This is a genomic window from Sinorhizobium sp. BJ1, from assembly GCF_002531555.1.
GTDB classification, from domain to species: Bacteria; Pseudomonadota; Alphaproteobacteria; order Rhizobiales; family Rhizobiaceae; genus Sinorhizobium; species Sinorhizobium fredii_B.
Genome location: NZ_NWTH01000058.1, coordinates 1 through 18,828, shown reverse-complemented (window position 1 = coordinate 18,828; position 18,828 = coordinate 1). Strand labels below are relative to the sequence as shown.

General features: G+C 60.4%; 14 protein-coding genes, 1 tRNA gene and 1 pseudogene. 1 reads left to right on the top strand and 15 read right to left on the bottom strand.

The genetic code is table 11. The features are described from left to right. The 4 genes and pseudogenes from CO676_RS35850 to rpsL form a co-directional block, all read right to left on the bottom strand. Nucleotides 1-61, bottom strand: a pseudogene (locus tag CO676_RS35850) (elongation factor Tu); the annotation flags it as partial. Between the two features lie 71 nt (nt 62-132). Next, nucleotides 133-2,232 (bottom strand): elongation factor G, encoded by a 2,100-nt coding sequence (gene fusA, locus CO676_RS32600; protein ID WP_014764099.1) that lies wholly within the window; start codon nt 2,230-2,232, stop codon nt 133-135. 29 nt (nt 2,233-2,261) lie between these two features. Continuing rightward, entirely contained in the window at nt 2,262-2,732 is a 471-nt protein-coding gene (gene rpsG, locus CO676_RS32595) for a 30S ribosomal protein S7 (RefSeq protein WP_014764098.1), read from the bottom strand. 58 nt (nt 2,733-2,790) lie between these two features. Continuing rightward, nucleotides 2,791-3,162 carry a 30S ribosomal protein S12 gene (gene rpsL / locus CO676_RS32590; RefSeq protein WP_003507760.1) on the bottom strand — a complete coding sequence of 124 codons (372 nt, stop codon included), beginning with the start codon at nt 3,160-3,162 and terminating at the stop codon, nt 2,791-2,793. A 588-nt stretch (nt 3,163-3,750) separates the two neighbouring features. Between rpsL and CO676_RS32585 the strand changes: the two genes are divergently transcribed. Then, entirely contained in the window at nt 3,751-4,047 is a 297-nt protein-coding gene (locus CO676_RS32585) for a hypothetical protein (protein WP_014764097.1), read from the top strand. Between the two features lie 97 nt (nt 4,048-4,144). On the opposite strand, the gene rpoC is transcribed toward CO676_RS32585, so the two are convergent. The 11 genes from rpoC to CO676_RS32530 all read right to left on the bottom strand — a co-directional run bounded on the left by rpoC (nt 4,145) and on the right by CO676_RS32530 (nt 18,550). Beyond that, nucleotides 4,145-8,350: a DNA-directed RNA polymerase subunit beta' gene (rpoC, locus tag CO676_RS32580; RefSeq protein WP_014764096.1), complete on the bottom strand. Its 4,206-nt coding sequence runs from the start codon at nt 8,348-8,350 to the stop codon at nt 4,145-4,147. A 186-nt stretch (nt 8,351-8,536) separates the two neighbouring features. Continuing rightward, the gene (gene rpoB, locus CO676_RS32575; RefSeq protein WP_014764095.1) at nt 8,537-12,679 is read right to left on the bottom strand and encodes a DNA-directed RNA polymerase subunit beta; all 4,143 of its coding nucleotides are present in this window, start codon (nt 12,677-12,679) and stop codon (nt 8,537-8,539) included. 264 nt (nt 12,680-12,943) lie between these two features. After that, nucleotides 12,944-13,324 (bottom strand): 50S ribosomal protein L7/L12, encoded by a 381-nt coding sequence (rplL, locus tag CO676_RS32570; protein WP_014328058.1) that lies wholly within the window; start codon nt 13,322-13,324, stop codon nt 12,944-12,946. Nucleotides 13,325-13,382: 58 nt separating this feature from the next. Further along, nucleotides 13,383-13,901, bottom strand: coding sequence for a 50S ribosomal protein L10 (rplJ, locus tag CO676_RS32565; RefSeq protein WP_097524116.1), 519 nt, complete (start codon nt 13,899-13,901; stop codon nt 13,383-13,385). Nucleotides 13,902-14,229: 328 nt separating this feature from the next. Continuing rightward, nucleotides 14,230-14,928, bottom strand: coding sequence for a 50S ribosomal protein L1 (rplA, locus tag CO676_RS32560; protein WP_014328057.1), 699 nt, complete (start codon nt 14,926-14,928; stop codon nt 14,230-14,232). 4 nt (nt 14,929-14,932) lie between these two features. Further along, complete coding sequence (gene rplK, locus CO676_RS32555; RefSeq protein ID WP_097524115.1) at nt 14,933-15,361, bottom strand: 50S ribosomal protein L11; 429 nt, start codon at nt 15,359-15,361, stop codon at nt 14,933-14,935. 217 nt (nt 15,362-15,578) lie between these two features. Further along, complete coding sequence (gene nusG, locus CO676_RS32550) at nt 15,579-16,109, bottom strand: transcription termination/antitermination protein NusG (RefSeq protein WP_014764092.1); 531 nt, start codon at nt 16,107-16,109, stop codon at nt 15,579-15,581. Between the two features lie 17 nt (nt 16,110-16,126). Further along, nucleotides 16,127-16,327, bottom strand: coding sequence for a preprotein translocase subunit SecE (secE, locus tag CO676_RS32545; protein WP_012707741.1), 201 nt, complete (start codon nt 16,325-16,327; stop codon nt 16,127-16,129). A gap of 198 nt (nt 16,328-16,525) precedes the next feature. Further along, nucleotides 16,526-16,601: transfer RNA gene (locus CO676_RS32540), tRNA-Trp, on the bottom strand. A gap of 252 nt (nt 16,602-16,853) precedes the next feature. Then, the gene (locus CO676_RS32535) at nt 16,854-17,753 is read right to left on the bottom strand and encodes an NAD(P)-dependent oxidoreductase (protein WP_014764091.1); all 900 of its coding nucleotides are present in this window, start codon (nt 17,751-17,753) and stop codon (nt 16,854-16,856) included. 131 nt (nt 17,754-17,884) lie between these two features. Then, the gene (locus CO676_RS32530) at nt 17,885-18,550 is read right to left on the bottom strand and encodes a hypothetical protein (protein WP_179875737.1); all 666 of its coding nucleotides are present in this window, start codon (nt 18,548-18,550) and stop codon (nt 17,885-17,887) included. Between the last annotated feature and the right edge of the window lie 278 nt (nt 18,551-18,828).

Sequence of the window (18,828 nt, the reverse complement as noted above, 5' to 3'; positions counted from 1 at the left end):
CGTGGCCAATCGTGCCGATGTTGACGTGCGGCTTGTTGCGCTCGAATTTGCTCTTTGCCATTTTCGGCTCTCCGTTTCCTGTCCCCTAGAGGGGAAATCTTTTCATTCTGTTTCAGCGCGGGGGTATTCCGGTCACTTCTGGCCGGAATACTTCGCCTGGATTTCCTGCGCGACGTTCGAGGGAACCGGCGCGTAGTGATCGAACAGCATCGTGTACTGAGCGCGGCCCTGCGACATCGAGCGCAGATTGTCCACGTACTTGAACATGTTCGCGAGCGGCACGTGGGCGTTGATCACCACGGCGACGCCGCGCGATTCCTGACCCTGGATCTGGCCACGGCGAGAGTTCAGGTCACCGATCACGTCACCGACGTAATCTTCCGGCGTTACCACCTCGACCTTCATGATCGGCTCGAGGAGCTGAGCACCGGCCTTCTTGGCCGCTTCACGGAAGCAAGCGCGCGAAGCGATTTCGAACGCGAGGACCGACGAGTCGACATCGTGGAACGCGCCGTCGATGAGCGTCGCCTTGACACCCAGCATCGGGAAGCCCGCGAGCGGACCCGAAGACAGGACGCTTTCGATGCCCTTCTGAACGCCCGGGATGTATTCCTTCGGAACCGCACCGCCGACGATCTTCGATTCGAATGCGAAGTCCTCGCCTTCCGGGTTCGGTTCGAAGACGATCTTGACGCGTGCGAACTGACCGGTACCACCGGATTGCTTCTTGTGCGTGTAGTCTTCTTCGTGCTGACGCGTGATGGTTTCACGGTAGGCAACCTGCGGAGCACCGACAGATGCTTCGACCTTAAACTCGCGACGCATGCGGTCGACGATGATGTCGAGGTGGAGCTCGCCCATGCCGGCAATGATCGTCTGGCCGGATTCCTCGTCGGTCTTGACGCGGAAGGACGGGTCTTCTGCAGCCAGTCGGTTGAGCGCGAGGCCCATCTTTTCCTGGTCGCCCTTGGTCTTCGGCTCGATCGCGATCTGGATGACCGGCTCGGGGAATTCCATGCGCTCGAGGATAACCGGCTTCAGCGGATCGCAAAGCGTATCGCCAGTGGTGGTTTCCTTGAGGCCCGCGAGAGCAACGATGTCGCCGGCGAAGGCTTCTTCGATGTCTTCACGCGAGTTGGAGTGCATCTGCAGCATGCGGCCGACGCGCTCGCGCTTTTCCTTGACCGTGTTCATCACCGACGTGCCCTTTTCGAGCTTGCCGGAATAGATGCGGGCGAAGGTCAGCGAACCGACGAAGGGGTCGTTCATGATCTTGAACGCCAGCATCGAAAGCGGCTCGTTATCGTCAGCCTTGCGGGTGATTTCAGCCTCGGTCTTGACGTCGATGCCCTTGATCGCCGGAATATCGATAGGCGACGGCAGGTAGTCGACAACGGCGTCGAGCAGCGGCTGAACGCCCTTGTTCTTGAAGGCCGTGCCACAGAACATCGGATGGAACTTCACGTCGATCGTGCCGCGGCGAACCAGTTCACGGATCTTGTCGTTGTCCGGGTAGCTACCTTCGAGATAGGCTTCCATAGCCGCTTCGTCGATCTCGACAACCGTCTCGATCAGCTTTTCGCGGTATTCTTCAGCCTTTTCCTTCATGTCGGCCGGGATTTCGACGACATCCCACTGGGCGCCGAGCGACTCGTCGCGCCAGACGAGAGCGTTCATCTCGATCAGGTCGACTACGCCCTTGAATTCGCTTTCGGCGCCGATCGGCAACTGCATGACGACAGCGGTCGCGCCGAGACGGGTCTTGATCATCTCGACTGAGCGGTAGAAATCCGCGCCGGTCTTGTCCATCTTGTTGCAGAAGATCATGCGCGGGACATTATACTTCTCGGCCTGACGCCAGACGGTCTCGGTCTGCGGCTCAACGCCGGCGTTGGCATCGAGAAGCGCGATGGCGCCGTCGAGAACGCGCAGCGAACGCTCGACTTCGATGGTGAAGTCCACGTGGCCGGGAGTGTCGATGATGTTGAAGCGGCGCATCTTGCCGTCACGGCCCTTCCAGAAGGTCGTGGTGGCTGCAGACGTGATCGTGATGCCGCGCTCCTGCTCCTGCTCCATCCAGTCCATCGTCGCGGCGCCGTCGTGAACTTCGCCGATCTTGTGGGACTTGCCGGTGTAGTAGAGGATCCGCTCGGTCGTCGTCGTCTTGCCGGCGTCGATATGCGCCATGATACCGAAATTTCGGTAGTCTTCGATTTTATATTCGCGAGCCATGGGTGACTGCCTTTCGAGACGTGTTGCCGTTACCAGCGATAGTGCGAGAACGCACGGTTGGCATCGGCCATCTTGTGCGTGTCTTCGCGCTTCTTCACGGCGCTGCCACGGTTGTTTGCTGCGTCCATGAGTTCGCCGCACAGGCGATCAACCATGGTCGTTTCGTTGCGCTTGCGCGCGGCCGCGATCAGCCAGCGGATGGCGAGGGCCTGGCGACGCTCCGGACGAACGTCGACCGGAACCTGGTACGTAGCACCACCGACGCGGCGCGAACGCACTTCGACATGCGGAGCAATGTTGTCCAGCGCGGAATGGAACACGGTGACCGGTTCCTGCTTCAGCTTCGACTGGACCGCCTCGAAGGCACCATAGACGATGCTTTCTGCGACGGACTTCTTACCGTCCAGCATGATTGCGTTCATAAACTTCGTGACGACCAGATCACCGAACTTCGGATCCGGGTTGATCTCACGCTTTTCTGCTCTGTGGCGTCGGGACATACTTTTCGTCTCTCAACTTTTAAATCTTGTGACCAGCGAAATGGCGCCGGTTGCGATGTTATTTCGGACGCTTCGCGCCGTACTTCGAACGACGCTGCTTGCGGTTCTTCACACCTTGCGTATCGAGAACGCCGCGGATGATGTGGTAACGAACACCCGGAAGGTCCTTCACGCGGCCGCCGCGGATCATCACCACGGAGTGCTCCTGAAGGTTGTGCCCTTCACCGGGAATATAGCCGATCACTTCGAAGCCGTTGGTCAGGCGGATCTTTGCAACCTTACGCAGAGCCGAGTTCGGCTTCTTCGGGGTCGTCGTGTAGACGCGGGTGCAAACGCCGCGCTTCTGCGGGTTCTCCTGCAGGGCAGGAACCTTGTTGCGCTTTACCTGTGCCTGACGCGGCTTGCGGATCAGCTGGTTTACGGTAGGCATGTAACCATCCCTTGCAAAAACTTGTCTCGTTACCCTTTCGGGCGGATCGTTGCCGTCGCCGGCGGTACCGAACGCCTATGAAATGCGCAAAACGAGGGCCGATCCGCTTTTTCCGCAGATGGCCCCGACAAAAGCAGAGGACGCACTATCTCGCGCGTCTTGCGTGCAGCATTGTGTCTTCAGCGTGCGTTTGAACCTTGTTTGAGGCGAACTCCAGAACGCGACGTTCCGAACCAGCCAGCCTCACATGGGCTCTGATGCGGCGGGGTGTACTGATTTCAGGTCGATCAGTCAAGGGCAATTAACAAATAATCTCGGTCTTGCAGCCCTGACATGCCTGAAATACAAGGCTTTGCGGCGCCCCGGCCGCTTCCCGCGTAAAAACACGTCGTACCAACCGCCGCATTGTCTTCTCCCCTTAAGGAATCGGCAACACATCCCGAGGTTCCCCACTCCCGCGAGTCGGCACGATTCGGCCGCCCCTGACGGCCGTCGATTTTCTCCTTTCCCGAGGATCCCGGCTCCTATCACCTTCGCGACAAGCCGAAACCGGGTTAAGGTAACCGGCATTCGAACGAGGATCTTTCCATGCCCATTTTGCCCGACAACGACAATTCACCCGAAGAGCCGCTGATCTTCGTCATCATCGGTAAAGCCTACGAGAACGAGAGAGACGAAGAGGGGGTGGAGATTCACGTGATGCTCCGGGCACCGGATGACGACACCGCCGTGCGGGAAGCGCTCAACGCGCTTGCCGAGGAAGGCTTCTTCCAAGCGGACCTCGATCAGATCGGCACCCTGACCGACATTCCCGACGAGGAACCGCATGCGTCGGCCTACCAGGGCGCGCTCGAGGGCGAGGTGTCGATCATCCGCTTCGGCTGACCCAACTTTCTTGAGATGAAACGAAGAAAGCCGCCCGGATTGCTCCGGGCGGCTTTTTCGATGGCGAAGAGGGTGACGATCGCCCTCCCCTCTCAGTTCACTCCGCCGCGGCGTTCTCGTTCGCCATGTCGGCGAGCATCGGCGTCGCAGCGTCGGCACCCGTACCCTTGCGGCGCTCTTCGAGGATCAATTCGTCGCGCGCCGTGGCGATGCGACGGATCTGCGTCATCGTACCGCCGGTACCGGCCGGGATGAGGCGTCCGACGATGACGTTTTCCTTGAGGCCCTGCAGGTTGTCCGTCTTGCCAGCGACCGCGGCCTCCGTCAGCACCTTGGTGGTCTCCTGGAACGACGCAGCCGAGATGAAGGACGGCGTCTGCAGCGATGCCTTGGTAATGCCGAGCAGAACCGGCTCGCCAAAGGCCGGCTTCTTGCCCTCGGCAAGCAGCGAATCGTTGACGTCCTCGAGCTCGATGCGATCGACGTTGTCGCCGACGATATAGGTCGAGTCACCGGCGTCGGTGATTTCGACCTTCTGCAGCATCTGCCGGACGATCACCTCGATGTGCTTGTCGTTGATGACAACGCCCTGCAGACGGTAGACTTCCTGGATCTCGTTGACGAGGTAGGAAGCCAGTGCCTCCACGCCCTTGATCGCCAGGATGTCATGCGGCGCCGGGTTGCCGTCGAGGATGTAATCACCCTTTTCGATGTAGTCGCCATCCTGAAGGTGGAAGGGCTTGCCCTTCGGAATCAGGTACTCGACCGGCTCCACACCGTCTTCCGCCGGCTCGATCAGCACGCGACGCTTGTTCTTGTAGTCGCGGCCGAAGCGAACCGTACCGTCGATCTCAGCGATGATGGCGTGGTCCTTCGGACGACGGGCCTCGAAGAGCTCGGCAACGCGCGGCAGACCACCGGTGATATCCTTGGTCTTGGCGCTTTCGAGCGGCGAACGGGCAAGAACGTCGCCCTGGCTGACCTTCTGTCCCGGCTCGACCGAAAGGATCGCATCGACCGAGAGCATGAAGCGGGCTTCGCCGCCGCGGGCGAGCTTGGCAATGCTGCCGCTCTTGTCCTTGATGACGATCGCCGGCTTGAGGTCCGTACCGCGCGGCGTCGAACGCCAGTCGATAACCTGACGCTTGGTGATGCCGGTCGATTCGTCCGTCGACTCGAGAACCGAGATGCCGTCGACCACGTCTTCGAAGTGAACGGTACCTTCGACTTCCGTCATCATCGGACGGGTATAGGGGTCCCACTCGGCGAAACGCTGGCCGCGCTTCACCTTGTCGCCGTCATCGACGAAGATCTTCGAACCATAGGCGACGCGCTGCGAGGACCGCTCGACACCGCGTTCGTCCAGGATCTGGATCGCCATGTTGCGGCCCATGGCGACAAGTACGCCATCGGAGTTGCGCAGCATGTTGCGGTTCTTGATCTGGACCGTACCCTCGTAGGACGCTTCGAGGAACGACTGGTCGACCACGGTCGCAGTGCCGCCGAGGTGGAAGGTACGCATAGTCAGCTGCGTGCCCGGTTCACCGATCGACTGTGCCGCGATGACGCCGACGGCCTCACCCATGTTGACGGGCGTACCGCGGGCCAGGTCACGGCCATAGCAGACGCCGCAGACGCCGGTCTGGATTTCGCAGGTCAGTGCCGAACGAATGCGGACGGACTGAATGCCGGCCTTCTCGATGAGTGCGACATCGGCTTCGAGGATCATCCGGCCGGCATCGACGATGCGTTCGCCAGTGACCGGGTTGTCGATGTTGTCGAGCGCCGTACGACCGAGGATACGCTGTCCGATCGAGGCGACGACCTGACCGGCATCGACGATCGCCGTCATGGTCAGACCCTTGTCCGTGCCGCAATCGACATGCGTGACGATGCAGTCCTGCGCGACGTCAACGAGACGACGGGTCAGGTAGCCGGAGTTCGCGGTCTTCAAGGCGGTGTCTGCCAGACCCTTACGGGCACCGTGCGTCGAGTTGAAGTACTCGTTCACGGTCAGGCCTTCCTTGAAGTTCGAGATGATCGGCGTTTCGATGATCTCGCCCGACGGCTTGGCCATGAGGCCGCGCATGCCGCCCAGCTGGCGCATCTGGTTCGGCGAACCACGAGCACCCGAGTGAGACATCATGTAGATCGAGTTCATCGGCTTCTGGCGACCATTGTCGTCAAACTCGACCGCCTTGATGCGCGCCATCATCTCTTCGGCGACCTTTTCGGTTGCCTTGCCCCAGGCGTCGACGACCTTGTTGTACTTTTCGCCCTGGGTGATCAGGCCGTCATTGTACTGCTGCTCGTATTCCTTCACGAGCGCTTCGGTATCGCCGACGATCTTCACCTTGGTGTCGGGGATCACCATGTCGTCCTTGCCGAACGAAATGCCGGCGCGGCAGGCGTGCGCGAAGCCGAGCTGCATGATCCGGTCGCAGAAGATCACCGTGTCCTTCTGACCGCAATGGCGATAGACCGTGTCGATCATCTTCGAGATGTTCTTCTTGGTCATCTCCTGGTTGCAGGTTTCGAACGGAACGTTCGGGTTCTTCGGCAGGAGTTCGCCGATGATCATGCGACCGGGCGTCGTTTCATAGATCTTCGAGACCGGGTTGCCCTCGGCGTCGACGGTCTTGTAGCGGCCACGGATCTTGGCGTGCAGGGTGACGACCTTGGTTTCCAGCGCATGGTGCAGTTCGCCCATGTCGGAGAAGGCCATGCCTTCGCCCGGTTCGTTCTGGTTCAAGATCGACAGGTAATAGAGACCGAGAACCATGTCCTGCGACGGAACGATGATCGGTGCGCCGTTTGCCGGATGCAGGATGTTGTTCGTCGACATCATCAGCACGCGGGCTTCAAGCTGGGCTTCGAGCGACAGCGGCACGTGAACGGCCATCTGGTCGCCATCGAAGTCGGCGTTGAAGGCGGTGCAGACGAGCGGGTGCAACTGGATCGCCTTGCCTTCGACCAGGATCGGCTCGAAGGCCTGGATGCCCAGGCGGTGCAGTGTCGGCGCGCGGTTCAGGAGCACCGGATGCTCGCGGATGACCTCGTCGAGGATATCCCAGACTTCCGGCTTTTCTTTTTCGACGAGCTTCTTCGCCTGCTTGACGGTCGAGGAATAACCCTTCGCGTCGAGACGGGCGTAGATGAACGGCTTGAAGAGCTCGAGCGCCATCTTCTTCGGCAGGCCGCACTGATGCAGCTTGAGTTCCGGACCGGTCACGATGACCGAACGGCCGGAATAGTCGACCCGCTTGCCGAGCAGGTTCTGGCGGAAGCGGCCCTGCTTGCCCTTGAGCATGTCGGAGAGCGACTTCAGCGGACGCTTGTTGGCACCGGTGATGACGCGACCGCGACGGCCGTTGTCGAACAGCGCATCGACGGATTCCTGCAGCATGCGCTTTTCGTTGCGGATGATGATGCCCGGCGCGCGCAGTTCGATCAGCCGCTTCAGACGGTTGTTACGGTTGATGACGCGGCGGTAGAGGTCGTTCAGGTCCGACGTCGCGAAACGGCCGCCGTCGAGCGGCACGAGCGGACGCAGATCCGGCGGGATCACAGGAACGACCTTCATGATCATCCATTCCGGACGGTTGCCGGACTCCATGAAGTTCTCGACGATCTTCAGCCGCTTCATCAGCTTCTTCTGCTTCAGATCCGAAGTCGTCTCGGCCATTTCGGCCCGCAGATCGCCGGCGATCTTCTCGAGATTCATCGAAGCGAGCATCTCGTAGATCGCTTCGGCGCCGATCATCGCGGTGAACTGGTCTTCACCGAACTCGTCGACGGCAATCATATACTCTTCTTCGCTGAGAAGCTGGTTCTCCTTGAGCGAAGTCAGGCCCGGCTCGGTGACGATGTAGTTCTCGAAATAAAGAACGCGCTCGATATCCTTCAGCGTCATGTCGAGCAGCGTCGCGATGCGGCTCGGCAGCGACTTCAGGAACCAGATGTGGGCAACGGGCGCGGCGAGCTCGATATGGCCCATGCGCTCGCGGCGAACGCGCGACAGCGTTACTTCGACGCCGCACTTTTCGCAGATGATGCCCTTGTACTTCATGCGCTTGTACTTGCCGCACAGGCACTCGTAGTCCTTGATCGGACCGAAGATGCGTGCGCAGAACAGACCGTCGCGCTCTGGCTTGAAGGTGCGGTAGTTGATCGTCTCCGGTTTCTTGATCTCACCGTAAGACCAGGAAAGAATCTTCTCCGGCGACGCGATCGAAATCCGGATGGAATCGAAGGTCTGTGCAGGCACCTGCGGATTGAAAAGATTCATGACCTCTTGGTTCATGCCTGTCTCCTTTGCGGGCGATACGCCCTGAGCTTGGCGAGGGTGCCGGCAAATCCCGGGCGCCAGCCCCTGCCCATAAACAGCTAAAACCGCATCGGGTGCGGCCCTGTTCCTGCCGCGGGCAAAGCGAGATGCCCAGCGGCGGAAACGGTGCGTGCCGTCTAGCGGCACGCACCGGATATCGTCTTACTCCGCCGCGTCCGGCAGCTGCGCCGCCGTGCCGACATCGTCGACCTTCGAGTTCTCCAGCTCGACGGAGAGGCCGAGCGAGCGCATTTCCTTGACGAGAACGTTGAAGCTCTCCGGAATGCCCGCCTCAAACGTATCGTCGCCACGGACGATCGCCTCGTAGACCTTGGTGCGGCCGGCCACGTCGTCCGACTTGACCGTCAGCATTTCCTGCAGCGTGTAGGCGGCGCCGTAGGCTTCGAGCGCCCAGACCTCCATTTCGCCGAAGCGCTGGCCGCCGAACTGCGCCTTGCCGCCCAGCGGCTGCTGGGTGACGAGCGAGTACGGACCGATCGAACGGGCGTGGATCTTGTCGTCGACCAGGTGGTTGAGCTTCAGCATGTAGATGTAGCCAACGGTCACCTGACGGTCGAACTGATCGCCGGTACGGCCATCATAAAGCGTCGACTGACCCGTTACCTTCAGACCTGCCTGCTCAAGCATCTCGTTGACGTCCGCCTCGACAGCGCCGTCGAAGACGGGCGTTGCGATAGAGACACCGCGGCGGGTCTGCTCGGCCAGCCGCACGATCGATTCATCGTCGTACTGCTTGATCGGCTCGCCCTTCGGACCGGATCCGATGACGCTGTCAATGGTGTCGCGCAGCGGCTGGATGTCAGATCCGGCCTTATAGGCATCGAGCATCGCGCCGATCTTCTTGCCCATTCCGGCGCAAGCCCAGCCGAGATGCGTCTCAAGGATCTGACCGACGTTCATGCGCGACGGCACGCCGAGCGGGTTCAGCACCACGTCGACATGCGTGCCATCTTCGAGGAACGGCATGTCTTCGATCGGCACGATCCGCGACACGACGCCCTTGTTGCCGTGACGGCCGGCCATCTTGTCACCCGGCTGGATCTTGCGCTTCACGGCGACGAAGACCTTGACCATCTTCATGACGCCCGGAGGCATCTCGTCGCCACGCTGGACCTTCTCGACCTTGTCCATAAAGCGCTGTTCGAGGCGCGACTTGGACTCGTCGTACTGGGCGCGAAGCGCTTCGATCTCGCCCTGAGCCTTTTCGTCCTCGATGGCGAACATCCACCACTGCGAGCGCGGATATTCACTGATCACCGCATTCGACAGTTCGGTTCCCTTCTTGAAGCCCTTCGGCCCGGCAACGGCAACATGACCGCGCAACATATCAATGAGGCGCGCATAGACGTTGCGGTCGAGGATCGCCTGCTCGTCGTCGCGGTCCTTGGCGAGGCGTTCGATCTCCTCGCGTTCGATCGCCATCGCACGCTCGTCCTTCTCCACACCGTGGCGGTTGAAGACACGAACTTCGACGATCGTACCGAAGGTGCCGGGCGGCATGCGCATGGACGTATCACGCACGTCCGACGCCTTTTCGCCGAAGATGGCGCGCAGCAGCTTTTCTTCCGGCGTCATCGGGCTTTCGCCCTTCGGCGTGATCTTGCCGACCAGGATGTCCCCCGGCTGAACTTCGGCGCCGATGTAGACGATACCGGCTTCGTCCAGGTTCTTCAGCGCTTCTTCCGATACGTTCGGAATGTCGCGTGTGATTTCTTCCGGACCGAGCTTGGTGTCGCGTGCCATCACTTCGAATTCCTCGATATGGATCGAGGTGAAGACGTCATCGCGCACGATCCGCTCGGAAAGCAGGATCGAGTCTTCGTAGTTGTAGCCGTTCCACGGCATGAACGCGACGAGCGCGTTGCGGCCGAGAGCCAGGTCACCGAGATCGGTCGACGGACCGTCCGCGATGATGTCGCCCTTGTTCACCAAGTCACCGACGGTGACCAGCGGGCGCTGGTTGACGCAGGTATTCTGGTTGGAGCGCTGGAACTTCTGCAGACGGTAGATATCGACGCCGGACTTCGACGGATCGAGGTCTTCGGTAGCGCGGACAACGATACGCGTCGCATCGACCTGGTCGACGACGCCGCCACGGCGGGCGGCAATCGCCGCGCCGGAGTCGCGCGCAACCACCGATTCCATACCGGTGCCGACGAACGGAGCCTCGGCTCTCAGCAGCGGCACAGCCTGACGCTGCATGTTCGAGCCCATCAGCGCTCGGTTGGCGTCGTCGTTCTCGAGGAACGGGATGAGCGCCGCGGCGACCGAAACGAGCTGCTTCGGCGAAACGTCCATCAGGTTGATGTTGTCGCGCGGTGCCAGCATAACTTCGCCGGCATGACGGCAGACGACGAACTCTTCAGCGAAGGACCCGTCATCGTTCAGCACCGAGTTGGCCTGAGCGACGTGGTACTTCGCTTCCTCCATCGCCGAAAGATAGACGACGTCGCTCGTCACATTGCCGTCGACGATCTTGCGATACGGGCTCTCGATGAAGCCGTACTTGTTGACGCGGGCAAAGGTCGCAAGCGAGTTGATCAGACCGATGTTCGGACCTTCCGGCGTTTCGATCGGGCAGATGCGGCCGTAATGGGTCGGATGCACGTCGCGCACTTCGAAGCCGGCGCGCTCGCGGGTCAAACCACCCGGGCCAAGAGCCGAAAGGCGGCGCTTGTGGGTGATTTCCGAGAGCGGGTTCACCTGGTCCATGAACTGCGAAAGCTGCGAGGAGCCGAAGAACTCGCGAACGGCAGCAGCTGCCGGCTTCGCGTTGATCAGATCCTGCGGCATGACGGTGTCGATCTCGATCGAGGACATGCGTTCCTTGATCGCGCGCTCCATGCGCAGGAGGCCCAGACGGTACTGATTCTCCATCAACTCGCCGACCGAGCGGACGCGGCGGTTGCCGAGATTGTCGATGTCGTCGATCTCGCCCTTGCCGTCGCGCAGCTCGACCAGCATCTTGACGACCGCCAGGATATCTTCCTTGCGCAGCGTGCGGACGGTGTCCGGCACGTCGAGGTCGAGGCGCATGTTCATCTTCACGCGGCCGACGGCCGAGAGGTCGTAGCGCTCGGCGTCAAAGAACAGCGCGTTGAACATGGCTTCGGCCGAATCCATGGTCGGCGGCTCGCCGGGGCGCATGACGCGATAGATGTCGAACAGCGCATCCTGCCGGTTCTCATTCTTGTCGGCAGAAAGCGTGTTGCGGATGTAGGCACCGACATTGATATGGTCGATGTCGAGAACCGGGATCTCGTCGAAGCCGGCCGACAGGATGACGGGAAGCGTCTTCTCGTCGATCTCGTCGCCGGCTTCCAGGTAGATTTCGCCGGTTTCGATGTTGACGACGTCCTCGGCGAGGTAGTTGCCGTAGAGGTCGTCGTCGGTCGCCTTGAGCGCCTTCAGGCCCTTGTCCTGCAACTGCCGCAGCAGGCGCGGCGTCAGCTTCTTGCCGGTCTCGACGACAACTTCGCCGGTGTCGGCGTCGATCATGTCGGCGAGCGTCTTCTGACCCTTCAGCGCATCCGGCTGGAACGGCACGCGCCAGCCCTCGCCGTCACGCTGGTAGAGCGACTTCGTGTAGAACGTGTCGAGGATTTCCTCTCCATCCATGCCGAGCGCCATCAGGAGCGACGTCACCGGAATCTTGCGGCGACGGTCGATACGCGCATGCACGATGTCCTTGGCGTCGAACTCGATGTCGAGCCACGAACCGCGATACGGAATGACGCGCGCGGCGAAAAGCAGCTTGCCGGAAGAGTGGCTCTTGCCCTTGTCATGGTCGAAGAAGACGCCCGGCGAACGGTGCATCTGCGAGACGATGACGCGCTCGGTGCCGTTGACGATGAAGGTACCATTGTCCGTCATGAGCGGCATGTCGCCCATATAGACGTTCTGTTCCTTGATGTCCTTGACCGACTTGGCGCCGGTGTCCTCGTCGATATCGAACACGATCAGCCGCAGCGTCACCTTGAGCGGCGCCGCATAGGTCAGGTCGCGCTGGCGGCATTCTTCGACGTCGAACTTCGGCGGTTCGAATTCGTAGGAAACGAATTCGAGCATCGAGGCGCCCGAGAAATCCTTGATCGGAAATACCGATTTGAAAACAGCTTGAAGTCCCTCGTCGGGGCGTCCGCCTGCGGGCTCTTCCACCATGAGGAACTGGTCGTAGGACGCCTTCTGAACCTCGATGAGGTTCGGCATCTCTGCGACTTCGGGGATCTTTCCAAAAAACTTGCGTACGCGCCTACGACCGTTGAACGAAAGGGTCTGAGCCATCGTCGCTCCTTGTCAATCTTGCATCCGGGCCTGCAACGGACGGGAACCGATGGCCAGTCGATCCCGTCGATCAATGAGTAGTTCAATCTCGTCGAGCTTCCGAAAGACGCCAGCACGGATTGCTGTGCTATCCCCCGATCGCGACCATCCTCTTGAAGAACCCATTACCCAAAAGCCGTTTTCGACAGGCTTTTGGGTAATATGTTCCAAAAACGGTCAAAGAGAGGCGGCCACAAGGGCCCCCTCCCTTCGCATTTCGTCGAATTACTTGACGTCGACCTTGGCGCCAGCGTCTTCGAGCTTCTTCTTGAGGTCAGCAGCTTCAGCCTTGGAAACAGCTTCCTTGACAGCCTTCGGAGCGCCTTCGACGAGGTCCTTGGCTTCCTTGAGGCCGAGGCCGGTGATGGCGCGGACTTCCTTGATGACGTTGATCTTGTTCGCGCCGGCATCCGTCAGGATGACGTCGAACTCGGTCTTTTCTTCTTCAGCCGGAGCAGCAGCGCCAGCAGCGCCGCCAGCAGCAGCAACTGCTACCGGAGCAGCAGCAGAAACGCCCCACTTTTCTTCGAGAAGCTTCGAAAGTTCTGCAGCTTCCAGAACGGTCAGCGAGGAGAGGTCTTCAACGATCTTTGCGAGATCAGCCATTTTACTTTTCCTTTTGTTCGGTTCGAACTGGTTTTAAATACAACAGCGAAATTCCGCCTCAGGCGGCTTCGTCCTTCTTGGCATAGGCCGAGAACACGCGGGCAAGCTGGCTTGCCGGTGCTGCGACAACCGTCGCGACGCGGGTTGCCGGGGCATTGAGAAGGCCCAGCAGCTTCGCGCGCAGCTCATCGAGCGAAGGCAGGGTCGCAAGCGACTTGACTGCTTCGGCGTTGAGCGTGGTTGTCCCCATGGCGCCGCCCAGAACAACGAGCTTGTCGTTGGTCTTGGCGAAATCCATGACGACCTTCGGAGCCGTGATCGGGTCGGCGCTGAAAGCGATCAGCGTCTGCCCCTTGAAGAGATCGGTCATCCCTTCAGACTCCGTGCCCTGAAGAGCGATCTTGGCCAGGCGGTTTTTCGCGACTCTGACGGTGCCGCCAGCAGCGCGCATCTTCGAACGGAAGTCGTTCATCTGCGCAACTGTGACACCAGCATAGTGGGCCACGACAACCGAACCGGAAGCCTTGAAGACTTCGTTCAGCTCCGTGACGAATTCGCGTTTTTCCGCTCTTTCCACTGTCTGTCTCCAGTTGACAGGGTTGCTCATCGCAGCCCTGCCGGGTTTGCCTTTGTCACCGGGATCATGCTCGATCCCAAGCAACGCTTAAGGATCCTGTCCCTTGGCGTTCCCGGAAGAGCCGGGTCTGACACAAGGCAAGCGAGGTTCGAACCGAATTTCGACGCCAATGGCGCGATTGAAATCCAGGTCTTCCCCGTCTCATGCGGGCAATGGTGATTAAGGTAGAACCACCCGCAATCTCGGACAGGAACTCCGGGCCGGAAGCCCGGATATTTCCGGCCTCGAAAGGCCGGAAATTCGGTTTCGGGCCGAAGCCCGCAATTTCTTAGGCGACGCTCAGCGTTGCCGGGTCGATCTTGAGGCCGGGGCCCATCGTCGAGGAGATGGCCACGCGCTTGACGTAGTTACCCTTGGCACCGGTCGGCTTCGCCTTGATCACCGCGTCTGCGAAGGCGCGGATGTTCTCTTCCAGCGCCTTGGCATCGAAGGATGCCTTGCCGATGCCGGCATGAACGATGCCCGCCTTCTCGACGCGGAACTCGACGGCGCCGCCCTTCGAAGCCTTGACGGCCGCCGTGACGTCCATGGTGACGGTCCCGACCTTCGGGTTCGGCATCATGCCGCGCGGGCCGAGAACCTTACCGAGACGACCGACGAGCGGCATCATGTCCGGGGTCGCGATGCAGCGATCGAAGTCGATCTTGCCGCCCTGGACGATTTCGACGAGGTCTTCCGCGCCGACGACGTCGGCGCCGGCGGCCTTGGCTTCATCGGCCTTCGCGCCACGGGCGAAAACGGCGACACGAACCGAGCGGCCGGTGCCGTTCGGCAGGTTGACGACGCCGCGGACCATCTGGTCGGCATGGCGCGGATCGACGCCGAGGTTCATCGCCACTTCGATCGTCTCGTCGAACTTGGCGGTTGCACGCTCCTTGACGAGCGTCACTGCTTCGGTGAGGCCGTAGACCTTCACCGGATCAATGCCCTCGCGGGACTTCTGTACACGCTTTGCAATCTTCGCCATGGTCTTAGCCCGTCACTTCCAGGCCCATGGAGCGGGCGGAGCCCTCGACCATTGCCATTGCGCCTTCGATATCGGCCGCGTTGAGGTCCTTCATCTTGGCCTCTGCGATCGTGCGGATCTGATCCTTGGAGATCGAACCTGCCTTGGCCTTGCCCGGAGTCTTCGAACCGGACTGGATCTTCGCTTCGCGCTTCAGGAAGTAGCTGACCGGCGGCTGCTTCATGATGAAGGTGAAGGACTTGTCCTGGTAATAGGTGATGACGACCGGAATCGGCATACCTTTTTCCATTTCCTGCGTGGCGGCGTTGAACGCCTTGCAGAATTCCATGATGTTAATGCCACGCTGACCAAGCGCAGGACCGATCGGCGGCGACGGGTTCGCCGAGCCGGCCTTTACCTGCAGCTTGAGCTGGCCTGCAACTTTCTTAGCCATTTCTCTCTGCCTCTCTTTGCCCCGCCCGGCTAACCGGAAGCGGGAACTGTTCAGCCGGTTGCCCGGCTTCCTTGCCGGTCGGTTGACCGGCGGCTGCGGTTGCGTGGTGCGGATATACCGGCCCGGCTAAGACCGGCTCCCTCCCACGCGCATGCGGATCACTCCGCCGGAGCAAGCCGACGACGTCAGCCTGCCCACTTCATAAACCTGCGTTCTCTCAGACCTTTTCGACCTGGCCGTATTCCAGCTCGACCGGGGTCGCGCGGCCGAAGATCGACACCTCGACCTTCAGGCGCGAGCGCTCCTCATCGACATCCTGTACGATGCCGTTAAAGGAGGCGAAGGGGCCATCCGAGACACGGACCTGCTCGCCGATCTCGAAGGAAATAGAAGGTTTCGGACGCTCGACGCCATCCTGCACCTGACCGAGAATACGGTCCGCCTCATGATCCGGAATCGGCACAGGCTTGCTGTCCGTCCCGAGAAATCCGGTCACCTTCGGCGTATTCTTGATGAGGTGGTAGGCCTCGTCCGTCAAATTCGCCCGCACGAGAACATAACCCGGGAAGAACTTTCGCTCGGCATCGACCTTGCGGCCGCGACGCACCTCGACCACCTTCTCGGTCGGAACGAGAATCTTCTCAAACAAATGCGAAAGGCCCTTCTGCCTCGCCTTCTCCTCGATCGATTCGGCGACCTTCTTTTCGAAATTCGAATAGGCGTGAACGATATACCAGCGCGCAGCCATGCTATTCTCCACCCAAATCAAGCGCCAACGTTGAGGATCAGGCTCATCAGCCAACCCATCAACTGGTCCGCACCAAAGAAGAAGGCGGCGGCAAAAGAGACCATGACGAAGACCATCAGCGTCGAGATCGTCGTCTCGCGCCGCGAAGGCCAAGTCACTTTTGACGTTTCAGAGCGTACCTGCTGCAGAAACGTGAACGGATTCGTTTTGGATGCCATAAAATGCTCACGCCATTACGGCACGTAAAGCCGATGTATCAGCCCCACGCACCGCGTGTCTGTTTGGACCCTACATAAAGACCGATTCCAAAAACCACAAGAGCCGATCGGTCTTTTTTGTGAATAATAAGGACGGCCGCACCGCCCGTCCCGGACATTCTCGCCGAATTCGAACGACAGGGCAAGAACGAGGGAAAGTGGCAGGGGCAGAGGGGCTCGAACCCCCGACCTGCGGTTTTGGAGACCGCCGCTCTACCAACTGAGCTATACCCCTAGACCGAGACGCGCAACCGCGACCGGATGCATCTCAAGTCTGCGGCTTCTTATTCAGTTTACCGGATCCTTTCAAGCGCATTTGCGACAAAAGAGCAAAAAGGGCCGAGAAAATTTCCGGTCATTGATTCACACCCAGGATCGCCCCGTGGCTATAGCGCGTCGCCTTTCAACGTATTCAGGCGGGGGGCTTCGGCTTTGTTTCATGCATGTTGTGATCCCGAAACCGCTGCACACTTTTGGGCGACATGCATCAGGTGTCAAGCGGCACATATTTTCGCCAGTCGTGCTCCTCCTTGAAGCCGAGGACCTCACGGATCTTCCGATTCGAGAGCAGCCCTTCGAACTCGTCGATCTCCCTGGTGAACGGTACATTCGGGTAGAAGCGCCTAGCGAGTTCCCGGGTCGGCGTGTTGGCAGACACCGTGTCGTTGCAGGCATTGAAGATCTCAAAACCGAGCCCGTCCTTCTCGATGCAGAGCTTGACGATCTGCCCCAAGTCCCGAGCGTCGATATAGCTCCAGGCAATCCGCTTGCGGATCTCCGGATGCGCGAAATAATGGGGAAAGCGCTCATATTCATGCGGCTCGATGACGTTGCCGATGCGCAGCGCGTAAATGTCGAAGCCGGTCCGCTCCGCAAAAGCGCGCGCCGTCTTTTCGTTCACCACCTTGGAAAGGCCGTAGGAGTCCATCGGATTGACGTCGTAATCCTCCTCCAGCGGGAAGCGATGGAAATCGCGGTGGCCTTCGGCGAAGCAGACGCCGTAGGTCGTCTCGCTTGACGCAACGATGACCTTGCGGATGCCGAGCTTCACCGCCGCCTCGATGACGTTATAGGTGCCCATCACGTTGACTCGGAAGGTTTCGTTGTCCGGCTTGATGAGGATGCGCGGAATGGCGGCAAAGTGGACGACGGCGTCGAAGGGTTGCGGCCCCTGCCCCTGATCGAGATCCGGAAAATCCCGATGCATCGACAGCGCGTTGAACATCTGGCCGCCGTCGGTGATGTCGGCGATCAGGTTGGTGACGCCAGGGCTGTCGAGCGGCACAAGGTCGACATTGTGCACTTCATACCCCGCTTCGACGAGATAGGGCACGGCATGCCGCCCGGCCTTGCCGGCGCCGCCGGTAAAGAGAATCCGCTTCTTCATGACGCCTCCCCCGCAACAATGATCGGCAATAGTTAAGTCGTTTCCGCGCGTGCGCAAGATGGGTTTGCACGAGGCGTGCGGTCAACATGGTCAGCGGACGACGCGGCAGGGCGATTCATGTGCCTGCCACGTCACCATCTCAGGCTGTAGCGGACGTCGAAAACGCTGCGTGGCGCCAACAGCGGATCGACAACGGCGGCGCCGAATTGAAGGTTGCCGACCTTCTGCTCGACACCGATGCGACTCAAGCCGCTCAGCCCGTCATCGGAGATATGACTATGCGCAACGATGGACGTCCGGGTTGCCGGAGCAATCACCCTGGCCGATTGCGTCAGCCTTGGTCCACGGCAGTGGTTTTCATAGGCGTTGCATTGAAGCGATAAGTTGCGGCGGACCTCCGCGTCGAGTGACGGCGTTACGATCCAGGTGCGCGCGGTTCCGAGTCCGATGTTGCCCACCCCGCTCAGAGCATTGAAGTCCATATTGATCTGTGTGGAACGTGCGGCCGCCGGCTGGCCGCGCTTGCGCGATAGCAAGCCCCAGAGCCGCAACGGCGCATCCGGTGGATCGATTTTCCCGGACGGCGCCGCACGCATCGAGATCTCGGCACCCGCGGTCGCGTCCCAGCGCCCCGGCAGACGCACACCGGCGCTTAGCCTGTAGGCATTGGCTCCCGTCTTCGAGGGCGCCCAGATAAAGGCGTCCCTGTCTGTGGCCGATGCCGTAGCCGCAGAGAGTCCCGCACAGATCAAAGCGATGCTCGCCACGGCGAGCCGCGCAGCTTTGCATTTTATCATTTGAGATTCCGATCCTCGGTCGCAACCGGTGCCATTCCGGCAAATCGTCTGGATCGGAGAATAGCACATTCAGGCGCGAGTGCCTCGCGGCAATCGCCCGCGGCAAGCCAAGCCATGGGCGCTCTGTTGCAAACAACACACGCAAGGGGTTGTCCCGCCAACGAAAAAAGCCCCGCAGTTGCCTGCGGGGCCCTCATCAAAATCCGGTGGAACCGGAGTTACTCGACGATGGAGGCGACGATGCCGGCGCCGACGGTGCGGCCGCCTTCACGGATAGC